This is a genomic window from Cyanobium usitatum str. Tous (assembly GCF_963920485.1).
Lineage (GTDB): Bacteria > Cyanobacteriota > Cyanobacteriia > PCC-6307 > Cyanobiaceae > Cyanobium_A > Cyanobium_A usitatum_A.
In genome coordinates this window covers 433,257-450,136 of record NZ_OY986431.1, presented here as the reverse complement: position 1 = coordinate 450,136, position 16,880 = coordinate 433,257, and the positions used below count along the sequence as shown (strand labels likewise).

General features: G+C 54.6%; 16 protein-coding genes and 1 pseudogene. 10 read left to right on the top strand and 7 right to left on the bottom strand.

Going from position 1 to position 16,880, the window contains the following annotated elements; all coding sequences use genetic code 11:
* Window positions 1-4: 4 nt before the first annotated feature.
* Together U9970_RS02405 and U9970_RS02400 are read right to left on the bottom strand one after the other, a co-directional pair.
* Complete coding sequence (locus U9970_RS02405; protein WP_322765136.1) at window positions 5-1,912, bottom strand: APC family permease; 1,908 nt, start codon at window positions 1,910-1,912, stop codon at window positions 5-7.
* A 5-nt stretch (window positions 1,913-1,917) separates the two neighbouring features.
* Window positions 1,918-3,288, bottom strand: coding sequence for a dihydrolipoamide acetyltransferase family protein (locus U9970_RS02400; protein WP_322765135.1), 1,371 nt, complete (start codon window positions 3,286-3,288; stop codon window positions 1,918-1,920).
* Between the two features lie 916 nt (window positions 3,289-4,204).
* Here U9970_RS02400 and U9970_RS02395 point away from each other — a divergent pair.
* The 3 genes from U9970_RS02395 (at window position 4,205) to U9970_RS02385 (ending at window position 6,051) form a co-directional block, all read left to right on the top strand.
* Window positions 4,205-4,525 (top strand): lysozyme inhibitor LprI family protein, encoded by a 321-nt coding sequence (locus tag U9970_RS02395; protein WP_322765134.1) that lies wholly within the window; start codon window positions 4,205-4,207, stop codon window positions 4,523-4,525.
* Window positions 4,526-4,879: 354 nt separating this feature from the next.
* Window positions 4,880-5,089 carry a hypothetical protein gene (locus U9970_RS02390; protein WP_255016556.1) on the top strand — a complete coding sequence of 70 codons (210 nt, stop codon included), beginning with the start codon at window positions 4,880-4,882 and terminating at the stop codon, window positions 5,087-5,089.
* 710 nt (window positions 5,090-5,799) lie between these two features.
* The gene (locus tag U9970_RS02385; RefSeq protein ID WP_322765133.1) at window positions 5,800-6,051 is read left to right on the top strand and encodes a Nif11-like leader peptide family RiPP precursor; all 252 of its coding nucleotides are present in this window, start codon (window positions 5,800-5,802) and stop codon (window positions 6,049-6,051) included.
* Window positions 6,052-6,507: 456 nt separating this feature from the next.
* On the opposite strand, the gene U9970_RS02380 is transcribed toward U9970_RS02385, so the two are convergent.
* The gene (locus U9970_RS02380; RefSeq protein ID WP_322765132.1) at window positions 6,508-6,759 is read right to left on the bottom strand and encodes a helix-turn-helix domain-containing protein; all 252 of its coding nucleotides are present in this window, start codon (window positions 6,757-6,759) and stop codon (window positions 6,508-6,510) included.
* Window positions 6,760-6,787: 28 nt separating this feature from the next.
* Here U9970_RS02380 and U9970_RS02375 point away from each other — a divergent pair, with 28 nt between their 5' ends.
* The 3 genes from U9970_RS02375 (at window position 6,788) to U9970_RS02365 (ending at window position 8,039) form a co-directional block, all read left to right on the top strand.
* Window positions 6,788-7,264, top strand: a complete 477-nt coding sequence (locus U9970_RS02375) for a hypothetical protein (RefSeq protein ID WP_322765131.1) — start codon at window positions 6,788-6,790, stop codon at window positions 7,262-7,264.
* Window positions 7,265-7,461: 197 nt separating this feature from the next.
* Window positions 7,462-7,656 (top strand): hypothetical protein, encoded by a 195-nt coding sequence (locus tag U9970_RS02370; protein WP_322765130.1) that lies wholly within the window; start codon window positions 7,462-7,464, stop codon window positions 7,654-7,656.
* Complete coding sequence (locus tag U9970_RS02365; RefSeq protein WP_322765129.1) at window positions 7,656-8,039, top strand: hypothetical protein; 384 nt, start codon at window positions 7,656-7,658, stop codon at window positions 8,037-8,039. The genes U9970_RS02370 and U9970_RS02365 overlap by 1 nt, the downstream gene beginning before the upstream one ends.
* A 16-nt stretch (window positions 8,040-8,055) precedes the next feature.
* Here U9970_RS02365 and U9970_RS02360 read toward each other — a convergent pair whose 3' ends face one another.
* Window positions 8,056-8,316: a hypothetical protein gene (locus U9970_RS02360; protein WP_322765128.1), complete on the bottom strand. Its 261-nt coding sequence runs from the start codon at window positions 8,314-8,316 to the stop codon at window positions 8,056-8,058.
* 697 nt (window positions 8,317-9,013) lie between these two features.
* On the opposite strand from U9970_RS02360, the gene U9970_RS02355 reads away from it, so the two are divergent.
* Window positions 9,014-10,837: a calcium-binding protein gene (locus tag U9970_RS02355; protein ID WP_322765127.1), complete on the top strand. Its 1,824-nt coding sequence runs from the start codon at window positions 9,014-9,016 to the stop codon at window positions 10,835-10,837.
* A 184-nt stretch (window positions 10,838-11,021) separates the two neighbouring features.
* On the opposite strand, the gene U9970_RS02350 is transcribed toward U9970_RS02355, so the two are convergent.
* From U9970_RS02350 to U9970_RS02340, 3 genes are all read right to left on the bottom strand, one after another.
* Window positions 11,022-12,143: an IS3 family transposase gene (locus U9970_RS02350; RefSeq protein ID WP_322765126.1), complete on the bottom strand. Its 1,122-nt coding sequence runs from the start codon at window positions 12,141-12,143 to the stop codon at window positions 11,022-11,024.
* Window positions 12,107-12,568: a helix-turn-helix domain-containing protein gene (locus U9970_RS02345; protein WP_007100121.1), complete on the bottom strand. Its 462-nt coding sequence runs from the start codon at window positions 12,566-12,568 to the stop codon at window positions 12,107-12,109. The genes U9970_RS02350 and U9970_RS02345 overlap by 37 nt, the downstream gene beginning before the upstream one ends.
* A 156-nt stretch (window positions 12,569-12,724) precedes the next feature.
* Window positions 12,725-13,156 (bottom strand): hypothetical protein, encoded by a 432-nt coding sequence (locus tag U9970_RS02340; RefSeq protein ID WP_322765125.1) that lies wholly within the window; start codon window positions 13,154-13,156, stop codon window positions 12,725-12,727.
* Window positions 13,157-14,391: 1,235 nt separating this feature from the next.
* On the opposite strand from U9970_RS02340, the gene U9970_RS02335 reads away from it, so the two are divergent.
* The 3 genes and pseudogenes from U9970_RS02335 to U9970_RS02325 all read left to right on the top strand — a co-directional run bounded on the left by U9970_RS02335 (window position 14,392) and on the right by U9970_RS02325 (window position 16,802).
* Entirely contained in the window at window positions 14,392-14,646 is a 255-nt protein-coding gene (locus tag U9970_RS02335) for a hypothetical protein (RefSeq protein ID WP_322765124.1), read from the top strand.
* An 81-nt stretch (window positions 14,647-14,727) separates the two neighbouring features.
* Window positions 14,728-15,075, top strand: a complete 348-nt coding sequence (locus U9970_RS02330; protein WP_322765123.1) for a hypothetical protein — start codon at window positions 14,728-14,730, stop codon at window positions 15,073-15,075.
* A 138-nt stretch (window positions 15,076-15,213) separates the two neighbouring features.
* A pseudogene (locus U9970_RS02325) lies at window positions 15,214-16,802 on the top strand (IS3 family transposase).
* The last annotated feature ends 78 nt before the right edge of the window (window positions 16,803-16,880 follow it).

The following is a 16,880-nucleotide window of genomic DNA, read 5'->3' as shown; positions in this document are numbered from 1 at the left end:
AGGATCAGACCTGCAGGTAGTAGCGATAGCGGCTGAAGATGCGGGAGCCGCGATCGCGCAGGGCAGCCGACACCAGATCAACGCTCTGGTTGAGTAATAGGCCATCCAGCCATCCGGTGCTGATGACCTCGGGCATCAGCACAGTGAGTCGCTGTTCGGGCTGACTGCCCTCTATGGCACCGCGCTCGATGGCATGGACCATCTCCACCAGCGGATCAATAAAGGAGGCGTAGGGACTCTCTTTGAGGGTTAGGGCTACTCCCAGAGACTGGCCGATCTGCCGATCCCAGTGCTCCCTGATCCGTTGGGGGTTGTGATGGGAGGAATAAACAAACAGCACACTCACTTGGCGCGACATTCTGCACGCTTGGCGCACCGCAGCAATCGCCGCACGGTCAAGTGCCTCAAGGCAAACCACAATCGGCCCCTGCCCAGGGTCCGCAGGGGCGATTGAAACCTCTGAATACGGCGGCAGAACCGATTCGATCATTTCGTCGGATTCATCAAAATCAAGGGCATGCTGAAGGCGCCCATAGCGTTTTTTGATCAGGGCCAGAATCCACACCAAAGAGGGGATAAGCAGTACCACCAACCAGGCACCACTGCTGAACTTGCTGAACACGACGACAGCCAGCACTAGGCCGGTGAACAGGGCCCCAAAACCGTTCATCAGCGCTCGCCAACGCCAGGCCGAGCCGCGCTGATGCAGCCGGTAGAGGACCATGCCGCTCTGGGAGATTGTGAAAGCCAGAAACACCCCCACGGCATAGAGATTGATCGCCATCGTGGTGTCCCCTTTGCAGAACACGATGATCAGGCCAGCGAGGCCAATCAGCACGAGGATGCCGTTCTGAAATACCAGCCGATCCCCCCGAAATGCCATCAGCCTTGGCAAATGGCTGTCGCAGGCCAGCATGGCCCCCAGCCGCGGAAAATCGGCAAAGGCGGTGTTGGCCGCCAACATCAAGATCAGCAGCGTGAACAGCTGGAGAGCGGGGTAAAGCGGGTTGGAAGCGCCAAATATCCTTTCGCCCAAAATCGCCATCGTGGTCTGATTGGAGGAAGGATCCACGCCATACATCCAGGCCAGCAGGCTGATGCCCAGGAACATCAGCGAAAGGATCAATCCCATCACCGCCATGGTGGCTCTTGCATTTGCCGCGGCGGGATCGCGGAACACCTGCACACCGTTGGCAATCGCTTCGATGCCGGTCATGGCTGAGCAGCCTGAAGAAAACGCTCGCAGCACCAGAAATAGGGAGAGGGGAGCGATCGCCTGAACCGGTGGAGTGGGCTCTGGCACAAAACCATGGCGCAACACCAGATCCACGAGGCCAAAGCCCACCAGCAGCGCCACCATGGCTATGAAGGCGTAGACCGGCAAGGAAAACAGACGGCCCGATTCGCTCATGCCGCGCAGGTTTATCCAGCCCACGAACACCAGCAGCACAAGGGCGATGGGAACCTGCCAAGGAAGCAAGGCGGGCAGATAGGAGGTGAGGGCCTGGGTGCCCGCCATCAGGCTCACGCCAGCCGTGAGTGAATAGTCGATCAGCAGCGCTGCTGCCCCCACCAGGCCCGTGGTGATGCCGAGGTTGGCGCGGGCCACGATGTAACAACCGCCGCCTTCTGGGTAGGCATGCAGCGTCTGTTGGTAGGAAAGAACCACAATCGCCACAAGGGCGATCACGGCCAAGGTGATCGGCAGCGACCAGCTCAAGGCCGCGCTGCCGGCCAGGATCAACACCGCCAGGGTCTGATCAGTGGCGTAGGCGACCGATGACAAGGCATCGGATGAGAGCACGGCCATCGCCTGCCCATTTGGCAGGCATTCCTGATGGGCCGCACTGGTGGGCAGGGGACTGCCCACCAGTGAGAGGCTGATGCTCTTGCGTACCTGCCTGAATGACATCAAATTCAGAGGGAAAGGCTTTCTGGATTGGTTTCGATCAACTGGGCCAGATCCTTGAGAAAGGCGGCGGCATGGGCGCCGTAGATCACACGGTGGTCGCAGGTGAGGTTCACCTGCATCTGGCTGGCCACCCGGATCGAGCCGTCCTTACCCCCCACCACCGTGGGCCGCGAAGCAGCCACCGCCAGGATGGCTCCGGTGCCGGGGGGCAAGATCGCGTCGAAGCGGTCGACGCCAAACATGCCCAGGTTGGAGAGGGTGAAGGTGCCAGTGCTGTATTCCTGTGGCTGCAGCTGCTTGCTGCGGGCCCGGGCCACCAGATCGGCCCAGCTGCGGGCCAGCGAATAGATGTCGGTTGTATCAGCGTTGGCGAGCACCGGTGTGATCAGGCCGCCGTCCTCCATGGCCACGGCCACTGCCACATTCACACCAGCGGGGTAGGCCATGGCACTGGCATCGGCCGTGGTAGCGGCATTCACCTGGGGATGGCGGGCTAACACCACGCCCACGGCCTTTGCCAGCAGGGCTGTCATGGTGACGCCCTTGGGCTTGAGCTGCTTGTAGAGGGAATCGAGCTTGGTGGTGGTGATGGTGTAGCCCACCCGGAAGCAGGGCACCGCCAGGCTGGCCACCATGTTGCGGTTGACTGCGTTCTGGAGGGTGTTGAAGCCGACGCTCTCGCCAGGACGCCCGAAGGCCTCACCGGCGGGCGCCGGCGCCGGTGAACTGGCGCCATTTCCGAGCGGAGCAGCCATGACAGCCGGGCCGGATCCCTCGGCCACTCGGGGCACCGTGATCGGTTGACCGGTGGCGGCCAGCACGTCGTCGGCCTGGATCCGGCCATGGGGACCACTGCCGCGCAGTCCAGCCAGGTCCACGCCGAGCTGGCTGGCGAGCTTCTTGGCCCGGGGCGATGCCACCACCCGGCCGCTGGCCGTGGCGGCCGGGGCCGCCACTACTGGGGGAATTACGGGAGCAATTAAGGGGGCAACTAATGGAGCCGTTACTGGGGCAACTGCTTGGGGAGTTACTGGAGCAACAGCTGGGGCCGCCACTGGAGCAGGCGCGGATGCAGGAGCAACAGCAGCAGCGGGCACCACCGGTGCCTTGGCAGCAGCGGCGGCAATCTCGGCCTCCGTCTCCACGATCAGGCCAATGGTCTCGCCCACCGGAGCCGTGCCGCCGGCAGGCATCAAAACGGCAGCCAGGTAACCCTCGTTAAATGACTCCACGTCCATATCGGCCTTGTCACTCTCGACAACAAGCACGGACTCGCCCCGCTCCACCTTGTCGCCGGGCTGCTTGAGCCACTCCACGATCTTGCCCTCCGTCATGGTGGAGGAGAGGGCGGGCATGAAGATTTCGTGGGTTGCCATAAACCAGTGCCCGTCTGCCTTTTGAGGAGGTGTTCCAACCCCTGTTCCAACTTTTCTCCAACAGCGGAGGGGGAGCAGGGATGGGTGGTGAGGGGAGTCTAAGACGCAGGGAAATCCCCGAGAAGGTGCTTTGGACAGGGCGCAGCGGACCCGACCAAACCGCCATCTCCTGCCTCGGCACCCAGTGAGAACACCAAACAGTCAGGCGCTCACCAAGGGGTTCCAGATCTGACGCTGTTTGAGAGAGGAGTGGGGCGTGAGCGACGGGAGAGAAACTTCCGCCCACTTCCTCAACCTATGGACGGGTCGAACTCCGCCATAGAGCAATATTTGAGTCAGGCACTGGTATTGAGCGCGAGCAGCAGCAAGGTTTGTTCACAAAAAAATCCCTGGCGTGTTCGACTCCGCCAGGGACATACTTCTCGTCGCTCATGACGACTCACCAACGCTATTAGGCATTTACACTCACTGCATGGAGTGGTTGCCGCAAGTGTTCGACAGGACACCACCCAACCGCAACAACGCAAACGCACCACTCCGCAACCACCTCCTGCCGAGCAACCCACTGAGAGCACCGCTTGGTCAGGTGCTCGCCTTGAGGAATCAGACCCTGGTGAATCGGACAGGTGAGCAAGGTGACGCAGTGCTTGCCGACCTCGTAGCGGAAGTGCTGACAGGTGATACAGACGCTTGAGGAGCGGGATGGTTTGAGGACATTCCACTCAAGGGACTCCCATTCCTCAGAGGGGGCGGCAGGTAGCACAGGAACGGCAGCAGGCATCGCACAAGAGCAGATACACCTGTACTAGTCGCGGTCGGGTGGTGGGGGCAAGGAGTCCATTGAGTCCCTTGTCGCCAAGTCAGTCGCCAACAGCAGAAAGCGTCCATACCCTTCAAGCAGCGCCAGAAGATCCCGATGAAGCACCTGCTGGTCGCAACAGGAGTGTTCCTGCTACCCGCTGCTATCCACGCCCAGGAACCCAAGATCCAGTGTCCTGGCGAGAACACGATGGAGATGCGCTATTGCGCTGGTCAGTCCTGGGAGCAATCCACAGACCAGTTGAAGCAAAAGTTGCCCAAGGCACTTTTCAAGCAGTGGCAGGAGACGACCCGAGCGGTCTGTGCTCACGCCTATGCCGCCTACAAAGAAGGCAGCATCTACCCGCAGTTAGTGGTGGGGTGCGACGACAACCTCAATCGGGCATTACTCAAGGAATTCAGACCAATGGGTAACTAATCACAGGAGAGCAGGCGTAATGGGGAACCTGAACTGGGGTTACATCTAACTGGGTCTGGTCGCCGTGGTCTTTGGCGGTCTTCAGGTGTGGTGGATTCGCAGTGTCTTTTGGAAGCGTGACCTGGCAAGACCACAAAGTGGTGGAGAGTTCCGCAAGTCGTTGGAGCGGATCTGGAAGAAGGAACAGCGACATAGGTAGCGGGAACGGTGCAATAAAGACAAAATCTTGAAAAAGTTTTACTGGATGCTGCACGATTCAGGCATTAAGACCTCTTAAGCAGGTCCACTCGACCCAGTGCAAATCATCAGAATCATGTGTAGGGCACAAAATTCTGCAAAACTGCTGCTTGAACAATGGAATCTCCTCTCTCGAGCAAACGCTGGAAGCAAACCCCGCCCACAACGGAAGAAATTGTTTCTCAAATCGTGGATTGGAGTATTTCGCGTATTGTTAGTGGGTTACTGGATGAGGGAGACATCCTTGCCATTACACAGGAGTTTGCAGAATGGTTGGAACCAGACGTGGAAGACATTCAAGTCATCGGTTTGAACATAATCCAATGAGGAACCTACCTTTTTAAATTGTGACTGCCAAAGCAATAGCAGTCCACACTTCCCTATTTGGTTCTATTCCCTGAGAAGCAAAGGTTGAGCGCCCATCTTTCTAAAAATTTCCACTTTGAATAGTTCTGGAATAAAATCCAAGCAATAGTGGAATTTTGAAAGTGGTTGCACCAGCAGAGTGATCTGTATTTATATTTTTGGGGCAATCCGCAGAAGAGAGCAGCCTGTTCAACTAATCAAGAATCAAGTAAGAAGTCAAAATGCCTATAAGGGAATCGAATAGGCATTAAGCATCATTTCCGGGTCATATGTGATGGATCATGCGTCTAATGCATGTTATGGTTTGCGCATAGGCATGAGGAACCATGGGCAACCAAGGGTACACAAGCAACATGTCACTTGCATCTCACGCAAATGAAGCAGAGCACTGCCATATCAGGCGGAGCACTCAAGGGTGGTACTTTGTGAAAGATGACCGTCTTCAGGAAAAAGAAAGGAGAGTACCTACTGTAGAAAGTGCCTATTCAGTTTGTCACGAACTAAACAAGCATCTTCGTGACTAAGAAAGTCAATCCCCAGAGACATAGGCAAGGGGGCAAGATGCGAGAAGAAATCATTTTTCATTTTTACATAAATCACCCAATGGCGACGGGCGGAAAAGATACAGTTGATTGTGGATAGGTATTAGTTTGCTTGCTATCCCGCTCCCTATGAATCGTCCATCCGAGGCGCTCCTCGCCTTCATCAAGTTCCTTGAGAAAGACGAAGACCTTCAGTCCAAGATAAAGGCGGCGGAAAATCCCCAGCAGATAATTGACATTGCAGAGTCAGAGGGATTCACGATCTCCCCTCTGGAATTGCGAACATGGTCAAAAGAACTGACCGCTAATTCCTTCCCGTGGGCAAGTAAAGGGAACGAATTTCGTCGCAACTTCTTCAAAAGGGCGGGACAGCAGCAGTGACTCAATCAGAGACAGGAAGCAGGCGCCGTGATCGCCGCCCAAAACGCCGTGAACTTTTTTGCCCAAAGCATCCAGAGCAACGAATTGAGGGCAATGGCAAGAAGTATTTTTTGCACCTGCTAACACCAGAAGCACTCCGCGCTCGCGGGATGTCGGACAAGAAGGCAAAATTAGTAATCAATGCCTACCCAGTTCTTGTTTTGTCCAATGAGTGGTTGGAGGAACTGTTCTGCCCAAAGTGTGGGACAAGTTCCTGGTCTCATGTGACCAAGCATGATCGCCTAAATCACACCATAAAATGGGCACCAAGAGAACTTTGGATGCAAGTGGCGCATGTAGATCCGCTGGTGCCCAACCCGAGCGTGAGTGAGTTCACGCGTCGCGCATCAAGACAATTGACGCAAAAACGGGTTGATGGCAAGCGATATTGGGATCGATGAGGTTTGCATCAGCAACTCAATCTTCTACAACCTCCAAAAGATCCTCTATCCCACAATCCAACACAGTCACCACCTTCCCCGCCAGATCCAAGGAAAGTGCTGATGCCGCTTTCTGATCGTTCCGTGCCAGTCGGGTGATCGTGGTTGCTGCCACTCCTGCCGCCACTGCCAGACCATTCATTGTGATTGCCTTCTCACCCGCCTCTGCCCTACGCAGATTTGCCTTGGCGAGTGCCTTGGCGAGTGTCAGACGAACTTGCTTTGCCATAAGAAGCACAATACCTCAAGCACCCTGAATGGGCAAAGCAGTGCTCAAGAGTACAGACCCAGTGTTTCGTGCTATGATTACTGCGTTGAGGGCAAGAGGTTCATTAGAAACCCGCCCTCTCAACCCACTCACCAGCAACCCACAGAGGTTCAGACCAATGCCAACCGACTTCTCCACCATTGACCTTGCGACCCTCAACGCCGCCCAGGGCGTAATGGTTGCCGCCCTGCACAACCAGGTCTGCCAGTGGGAACAGGATTCTGCTGATGCTGCTGCGGGCGGAAACCTCAGTGCTGCCTCAATGATTCAGCACTGGGCGTTTGCTGCTGACCTGCTTTCCGCCACGATCAGCACTGAATTCACGAATCTGTTCTCACAGGCACTCACTGCCCGTTTTGGTGATCTGACCCCCACTACCCACCGCTCAGTTGCCGATCAGGTGCTGGATGCGGTTGCTCTGGAGGTGGCAGCATCGCAGAAGGTGCCTGAACTGGTTGCCGTCTGATTGCTTTTGAGCATCGGGCACCGCATCCCGCTGCTTTAATGCTATAATTTCAGTGTTGAGGGGCAAGAAACTCAAAGCAGTTCGCCCCTCCAACCCTTTTCACAGAAACCCACAGAGGTTCCATCCGATGCGCTTCCCTGTTCCTGCTGGTGCTGGCGGAATCCCCTGCCACACTTCACTCACTCGCCCCAGCAGCAATGGCATACGACCATCCCGATGCTCCTAAGCAGTTCGGCATCCGCCTCAGTGAGGAGACGATGAAACTGGTTTCCCAAATCCAGCATCACCGCCAACGCACCAATCAATCCATCACCCTCGCTTCCATCGTGGAGGACGCCATCCAGTGCCACTACAACCGATTGGTGAATGAGGGTGCAATCAAAAATGACTGATGACTCCACCAATCTCCCCATCTGATCTTCTGAGGGTTCTCAAGACCCTGCCACCTGAACGCCCAGACCCATTCCCCCATCTGGCAGACCTCAATGCCGACCAACTGATTCAGCGGCGGGTAGAGGTCACGGGCACCATCAAGACCCTGGAGCAGGAGAGACAGGTGATTGACGCTGAACTGCTTGCCACCTTTGGCGATGCCGAACTCCGCTTTGGTGTTCGTGCCCCTGGTGGTTGGGTTCTCAAGCAGCGGTCACGAACCAGTTGGGAATACGACTCAGAAGTTCGGGATGCCATCAAGGGTCTTCAGGGTCAGGCACAACGGGATGGGAGGGCACAACCGCTTGTGAGCACTTATCTATGTTTGACCCAGGAGACCTGATACTCACTGCCGAGGATTAGACGCCAAAGACCTGCTGTAGATGGGCAATGGGATTGGCACCCACCTCTCCACCAACAACCCAAAACTCAGTGCTGCCACTTCTCAGAAGGGCACGGAAATCATCAGCGTCAATCAAAATCCCGCAGTGCTCCGCTAAGGCGACCATCTCCTCTGGGGTGGTGGCGGCATAGAACTCACGCCCCAACTCTGGTTCCTCATCCATCCGAAAGAGGAAGTGATCCAGGGCATCCAGTAGCGGGAGAGCGGAGCAATCCACCCAAGGTGCTCAAGAGGTGGAAACCATTGTCGTCAAGAGCAGGTCTGCCCTACAAATAACTTCACAGCACCAGCGTAATATGCTATACTCTAAGCACTGAACTCCACAGAGAGTCAATTAAATGCTCAAGACATCCAGCAACGGAACTCAGGCAACCACTGCCATCAAGTTCTCCCTTCGCCCCACTGCCGAAACCTTGGCGGACTTGTCCCGCCCTATTGACCCACGGCACCTCAAGACCAGAAAGCAGGGCACAGCAACCCTGACCTACTGCCCCTGGAACACCATTGCCCGCCACCTTCACCATCGTGCCCCTGGGTGGTGCTGGGAGGTTCAGTCAGTTCAGGAGGTTGGTGGTGCTGTTGTTGTCACTGGGCGTCTGACCATCCCTACCGCCGATGGAGACCTGCTCCACTACTCAGCGGTCGCTTCGGAACCGTTGGAATCCAAGTCACAGGCACCTGCTGCTGAGGTTGCTGCCAGTTCCTGCTTGAGAAGGGCGGCGGCACTGGCGGGTCTTGGGTTGGAGTTGTGGAGTTAATCTAACCAGCATCGAACACACATCGTCAACAAAGCATCAAGATAACAACGGAGGGTATGCAAATACTGCATAGACAAGTTCGCCCAGTACCCAGAAGGCATTGGCAAAGAGAGTCGACCACCGCTATCGGATCACAAAGAGTGTTACAGTGGAAAAATGAAATTGCGCCACTTAGGCGTTGTACATGCTACCTACCCCCATCCAGTGGCAATGAGCATTATTAACAGTGCGTCCCGCAATCAAATAATTGACAATGCTCCTGGTGGATGGGTCACATGGATAGGCACAGAGACTGAAGATGACTTTTATTGGGCAGGTGGCACGGATATATTTTATGGAGCAGCAGGACTCGATTTCGCATACCTATCCGGAATCCAATCCGGTGATGTCACAATCACCACTAATTCTCAAGGAATCACCAATATCAGACTATTGAATGGTGATGAGTTAACCCTTGCTAGCGTTGAGACAATTCATTTCTCGGATCGTTCGCTAGACATCGCTCGCCCGTCAACTAGAAATATAATTGCCGATAACAGTGGTGGTTGGCAAACATTCTACGGAACTGAGTCTGATGACTTATTTGTATATCTGACTGGTTTTGAGATTTTCAGTGGAGGCGCTGGCAATGACAGCATTAGCATTTCAAGCAACCTAAGCGAAGCGGTTTTTAATGTAAACTCTCAAGGATTCAACTCCTTCACTCACGAAGGCGCAACAATTGTACTTGTTGATGTTGAACTTGCCGCTTTTAATGATGGCGACAAGTCATTTACTCAACCATTATATTCTAGCATCATAGTTGACAATAGTGGCGGTTTTCAGAGTTGGCAGGGAACTGCAAATGACGATCAGTTTATTTGGTTAACTGGTACAGATCAATTTAACGGAGGAGAAGGTAATGATGTTTTGAATATTTTTTACAAAAGAGCAGACGCCGATGTAACCATCGGGTCAAGAGGAGCAGCGACAATAAAGATTGGAACCCATACATTGACAACTCAAAGTATTGAAAAAATTGCGTTTCTTGATTCTGTTCTGGATGCAGAAGATGTCACCCCACCCACTATCTCCAGCATCAGCACTCAGGGAACAACGGTTGCCCTTAAATTCTCTGAAACTGTTGGTGCCACAGGTGTCCTGCCTTCTAGCTTTGCGGTAGCAACAATTAATTCAAAAAATCGGGCAACAAACCGTACAATCAGCGGCGTCACACAGGATCAGAACGACCCCTCTAAACTCATCCTTACCCTCACAGGAACCGCTCCAGCAAGCAATGTAAACCTACGGGTTTCCTACACGGATCCTGCAAACAACCAGACCACAGCGGTTGTTCAGGATGCCGCAGGTAATGACCTTGCTTCCTTCTCCAACCGCTTTGCCGATACCTTCATTACCGGATCCACCACAAAACTTGCAAGTCAGTACCGCAACCTCACCCTCACGGGCAATGCCAAAGTGAAAGGCACCGGCAATGCACTTGCCAACATCATCACCGGCAACAGTGGTAATAACACCCTCTCTGGTCTGGCAGGCAATGACACCCTGCTTGGGGAAGGGGGCAACGACACCCTGATTGGGGGCAGGGGCGCTGATGTCCTTACAGGGGGAGGTGGCACAGACACCTTCCGCTATGCACTCACCGATTCGCTACTGGGTACCGCTGGAACTCCTGGTTACGACCGCATCACTGACCTTGTGATCGGCACCGACCGGATTGATGGTCCTCGTGCTGTGAGTGCCACAAACCTCAGAGAACTTGGAGCCGTCTCATCATTAACGCAAGAGGGAATTGCGGCAGTGCTTACTCCCACCAATTTCGCGAGTAATGGTGCCGCTACTTTCACATATGTTAGCGAACCAGCAACTAGAACCTTCCTTGCTCTTAATAACGGCACTGCTGGTTACTCCTCAACCACCGATGCAATCATCGATATCACTGGTTACTCAGGGGCACTGACCAACTTGGCAATTGTTTGAGGATGTTTAACCATCCCGAACGCTGATGGAGATCTGCTTCATTACTCAGCGGTGGCATCGGAACCCCTTGAATCAAAGTCCCAGGCGCCTGCTGCTGAGGTTGCTGCTTCCTCCTGCCTGAGGAGGGCGACAGCATTGACGGGGTCGGTGACTTTCAGGAAAGGTGTCACTCCTGGGCTGCCTTTCAGGCCGCCTGCATCAACGGTAGCTGCCCTGGTTCATCGAGTTCATCTGGCGGCTGATTGATCCAAACCACCTCCGGTTGACGCCAGCACCTGGTTGATCGTGACCATCTCCTTGGATTGAGCTGTCTGGCTCGTTCGTAGACGACACCGCGATGGCGGCTGATCTCCACAGCCTGGCCATTGTGACGTTGCTGGGGCGTCACGAATTTGATGCCGCTGTGGCGGTGTTGGTGGTTGTACCAATCGACGAACGCAGCCACCCACTGACAAGCCTGCTCTTTGGAGGCAAATGGCTTGCGGGGGTAATCAGGCCGATACTTCACCGTTCTGAACAGCGATTCCGAGTACGGGTTGTCGTTCGACACCCGTGGCCTGGAGAAGGATCTGAGGACGCCCAGTTCCTCCAGCCTGCTTTCCAGCGTGGCCGCACGCATGGCGTTGCCGTTGTCGGCATGGAGAACCAGGGGGTGCTTCCTGCCTTTGCTGATCCGTTCTCTCAGGCAAGCCCTACTCACCAGATCCGCTGCAATGGCTGGATCCTCGCGCTCATCCACATCCCAGGCCACGACCTTGCGGCTCCAGACGTCGATCACCAGGTAGAGGTACAGCCAGATCCCACGCACGGTTGTGGGCAAATAGGTGATGTCCCAGCTCCAAACCTGGTTCGCTCCTGCGGCTCTCAGCCTTGGCACGGCTCTTGTTTCCTGTGGTGGCCGTGCTCGACCGCGCCGGTGAACCTGGCCGTGGGCATGGAGCACCCGGTAGAAGCTGCTCTCTGAGCCGATGTACAGCCCCTGATCGGCCAGGGCTGGCACGATCTGCCCTGGCGGCAGAGAGGCGTACTCCGCCTGGTTGCAGGTGAGCAGGATGCGTTGGCGCTCCTCTTCACTCAGTCGGTGGGAAACCAGACGGGGACTGCCTTTACGGCGATCGTGGCCGTCATCATCACCGAGACAGGCCTTACGCCAACGCTTGAGGGTGCGCAGAGAGATCCCGATCTCGCTGCAGGCACGCACCAAACCCGCGCCAGCGGCATGTGCCTCGCTGATCAGCTCGATGGCCTTCTTCCTGTGAGCGGCGCTGGTCAGCCTTCCGCGTCCTCCGAACAGAAGGCTTCCCACTTTTTTCGCAGCACCAGCAGGGCCGCCATCTCCGCCATGGCCTTCTCTTTGCGCTGCAGCTCCTTCTTGAGGGCTTTGATCTCCCGTTGGTCCTGGGCGCGGAGCTTTTCCAGCTCCTTCTGCTCTTTCAAGGTCAGCACTGGCTTTTCATTGGCATCCTGGGCCGCCTGCCGCCAACGCTCCACCTGCTCAGGAAACAGGCCTCGCTCTCGGCAGTAGGCACTGAGTTCGGTGGCGTTCAAGCCAGCCGTCTCCATCACCACCGTGAACTTATCGGCAGCGCTCCAGCCCTCTGGTTCCTTCTCGGATGCCGGCACCACCTCTCCCTGCAACCGCCATGCCTTCCTCCAGTTGTAAAGGGTCACCACGTGAATGCCCAGCTCCTCGGAGATCTGGGCCACGCTTTGCCGCTGCGGTGGGCTCATTCGCCTCCTCACGTCAGCCTTTACAGCCTCGCTGTAACGACGCATTGGTCATGTCCTCAAGCCCCCGGGTGTACTGATCACAGGGGTGACAACTTTCCTGAAACCGGGGGGGTCAGGGGGCTGGAGTTGCGGGGGTGATGTAGGAAGAAACCTGCATTAATCAATATCGTGGTAGTTCCCCTGGGCATCCGTATACCCCCTGAACCGACGCCCCTTTGATGGGTTGTAGCGTTTGGCGTAATCAACACTGCTGGTTTCTCCGGAACCATTTGCAAAGGTTCTTCCATCACGACTCACACCAAATGGTTGCCTTGATGCTGCTGCTGAACCAGGAATACTGGATTGCCTCCCACGCTCTGCCTTGAACTTCACCTGGTCCCACTTCAATCCATTTTGCTTGCGAAGATCATTTGCTTTTGACTTTGCTGCTTCAAACCCTTGAATGCCACTTGCCAGGACTGCATTGGTGTCTGTGCGAAAGACATAAAAGGACAAATCCTCAAGGAGAGCAAGTCTGGTTTGATACCGCTGCTCTCTGAGAACTGCCTGTACTGTTTTCCAAATATGGTCCTGCCTTCTGTCAGTCAAAATTACGGATAGAATAAACTCACAGATATTTATTCACCCTGTGGGCGTTCGCATTATTATTCAGTGGCAGGATCAGTTCGGCAAATGGCAGCGATTCCAGGAGAAGCACAATGCCGCTGATGCCTTCCGAACTGCCCAACAACGGGCACGAAGCACAGGTAAGCGTCACCGCCTGGTGGATCAATCAGGGGCACTTCTGGACCTACTTGATCCATAAGACGCTGTAGAGATGCCTACAAGGCGGTCTGGTGCCCTGCAGTTGTGTCCCTTGCCCGTTGTACCCGAATGCCACCTCTCACGCCTATATGCCTCTCCTAGGTAAGGATTGAGAGCACTAATGAGATTGCCAAAGGTCTTTCCGTTCATACACTCCACACACCCCTTCTTGGCACAGTAGAAGACCCAGGAGTGCTGTGCCTGATTCCAAAGCAGTGCTGCCTTACGCTCCCTTCTCTTGGATTCAGAGCGTCCCAGTGGTCCGCAGAAGGGGCAACAGAACATCCACTTGCTGGATCCTCCAGAACCCATTGCCTGCTTTGGATTCTCAAGATAATGCTCTAACAACATCAACCTATATCTTTCATCAATCAAGGATTCCATAATTACTAATATCTCTATCGATAATCCTCAAGCATTATAAGGCATTGCTACGTATAAATCAACTTGACAGAATAGCAAAATAGCAGTAGAATAACTACGTGCTAGTTTCAGCAATTGGTTTAGGTGTAAATATTCAATCTTATAAATAACTACGTAGTAGTTTCAACGGGATATGAGGACTCTATAAGACCCCACTACAGCAAACCCTTCAACTCAAGACTCAAATAAAGAGTTGCCGAAGGCAATGTCCGAAGGACATTCCACTAGGACTCCAGCAGAATCCGGACCAAATTCAAGATTAAATACCATTAAAAATATACTTAAGTTCTTTATCTACCTTGAGAACCCGCCACCTAACCCTGCAGACGATAAGAACTCACAACCGACCAAAAGCAGCACCATCCGCACCTAAATAACCATAAGACCACGCAAGACAATATGAGAAATCAAACTAATGCCATCAGGGAACAAGTGTCCTTTAAGCAAAGAGAAGAGCACATTCGGGAATCCTGGAACTATCTTTGTGGTCACTATCGCCTGAATAAATCAGACCTCGTTAAGTTCCTAATTAAGAAGGAGGAATGCTTCCTTAAAAAACCCGAAACCATTCCTGCCGGGTTCATTAAAGACTGGTTGTGAAAACTCAAGTTCAGATCCAGCAACGAATCACCTTCATCCAAGAGCAACTTGATTCACTGGAACTCTATCTGCCTGAGACCTATCAGTTTCTAATGGCAGAGATGGACCATCAGCAACGAAACCTAATGGAACTAAGAATCCAAGAATTTTACAAGGACCTCACCAATGAACAGCAAAACCAGATCTCTCATACAGGAAATCCAGAACAAGACCAAAACTCCAATTACAGGGCAAAAGGAGTTTGCAAATGAAGATGCCGTGATTGATTATGCGGTAAGGACTGTATATGACCAAATGAAAAAGCAAAGAGTTCTCTGAGTGACCCTAACCGTATGAATAAAAAGAATGCCGATAAAGTCAAAAGAAAGTTTTCTATAGAGCACCAGTATCAAGAAGCACTGGGGCGCCTGACGCCAGAGGAATTGGATAGTGCCCTGAATACACTGAATACCATTCAAGCAGCATTGGAAGAGGAAATCAGTGACTATGCCATTGACCTGATTCACGATCTATTGGACGATGAGACGCCCCAGATAGTTAGGACCTTCTGGTTCAGCAAAGGAATGACTGATTATTACTTTTGCATTGATGGCACAGGAATGATTCGGGCAATGGAGCAAGCAATGCCCTACCACCTTCTTGATCAGATTATGAGTGCCCTGGACTCCATTGATGAGTGAGGGGCGAATCAGTGCCCGTGCCCGCTTGGCAGTTGCTACCTCCCAGATAGACCACAGATAAGTCCTCCGTATCCCCCTCTGCCAGGAAAGTTGACGCCTCTCCATTTCGATCACCAGGGGGCTTGATGGAGAAATTCAATGCGTCGTTACAGCGAGGCTGTTAGAGCTGATGTGAGAAGGCGAATGAGCCCACCTCAAAGGCAAAGCGTGGCCAGGATTTCAAAAGAGCTGGGCATCCATGTGATGACCCTCTACAGCTGGCGAAAATCTTGGCGTTTGCAGGGAGAGGTGGTTCCCGCCAGCCAGAAGGATCCTGAGGGCTGGGGCTCCACCGACAAGTTCACGGTGGTGCTCGAGACTGCTGGGCTTAATGGCACCGAGCTGGCTGCCTACTGCCGTGAACGGGGTTTGTACCCGGAGCAGGTGGAAAGGTGGCGCCAGGCATCCCAGGATGCCAACGAAAAGCCAGTGCTCACCTTGACAGAGCAGAAGGATCTAGACCGACGCCATCAGCAGGACCAGCGTGAAATCAAACAGCTCAAACAAGAGCTGCGCCGTAAGGAGAAGGCACTGGCAGAAGCAGCGGCACTGCTGTTGGCAGCAAAAAAGATCCAGGCCTTCTGGGGAGAGGACGCGGACGACTGACCTCGCCCGAAGACCGCCAGAAGGCTTTGCAGATCATGGATGAGGGGCTTGCCGCTGGTGCTCGTGCCAGACAACTGGCCCTGCTGTTGGGTATTGGCCTCACCACGCTGCAGCGATGGCGACGCCAGTTTGCCGGTGATGGCGGCGGTGTGGATTGCCGCAAAGGCAGTCAACGCAATGTGTCACACCGCCTCAGTGAAGAAGAGCGCCAGCGCATTCTGCTCACCTGCAACGAGCCGGAATTCGCTGCGCTGCCCCCCGGGCAAATCGTGCCGATCCTTGCGGACCGGGGCCTGTTCATTGGCTCAGAGCGCAGCTTCTACCGGGTGTTGCACGCCCATGGCCAGGCGAATCGCCGTGGTCGCGCCCGACCACCACAGGAGCCGAGGCCAGTGCCACGCCTGCGGGCCGCAGGGCCAAATCAGGTGTGGAGCTGGGACATCACCTACCTGCCAACAACAGTGCGTGGCGTGTGGCTCTATCTCTATCTGGTGATCGACGTCTGGAGCAGGAAGGTGGTGGCCTGGGATGTCGCTGAGCGAGAAGACCCAGCCATTGCAGCCGATCTGGTGAGCAGAGCCTGCCTGCGCGAGCGGATCAGCAAGGGGCGCCAGATACCGTTGACCCTCCACGCCGATAACGGCAACTCAATGCGTGCCGCCACGCTGGAAAGCCGCCTGGAAGAGCTGGGGGTGCTGCGGTCCTTCTCTAGACCAAGGGTTAGCAACGACAACCCCTACTCGGAAGCGCTGTTCCGAACAGCAAAATACCGGCCCGATTACCCAAGGCGGCCATTCGCCAGCGTGGAAGAGGCATGCCTGTGGGTGGCGTCTTTTGTGGACTGGTACAACCACCGGCACCGCCATAGCGGGATCAAGTTCGTGACACCCCAGCAGCGCCATAGCGGTCAAGCCGTTGCCATTTGCCGCCATCGTGCTCACGTCTATGAACAGGCACGCCAGCAAAATCCACGTCGCTGGTCACGATCAACGCGTTGCTGGCGTCAGCCGGAGGTGGTTTGGATCAATCCTCCACAACCGGAAATCGACCCAAGACCAGCTACGTTTGCCATGGCTGCATGAATGGCAGCAGAGTCGTCATCTTTCCTGACAGCTACCGTATTGACTATGACTGCTTTTCAACGGGTCTGATTTGTAACC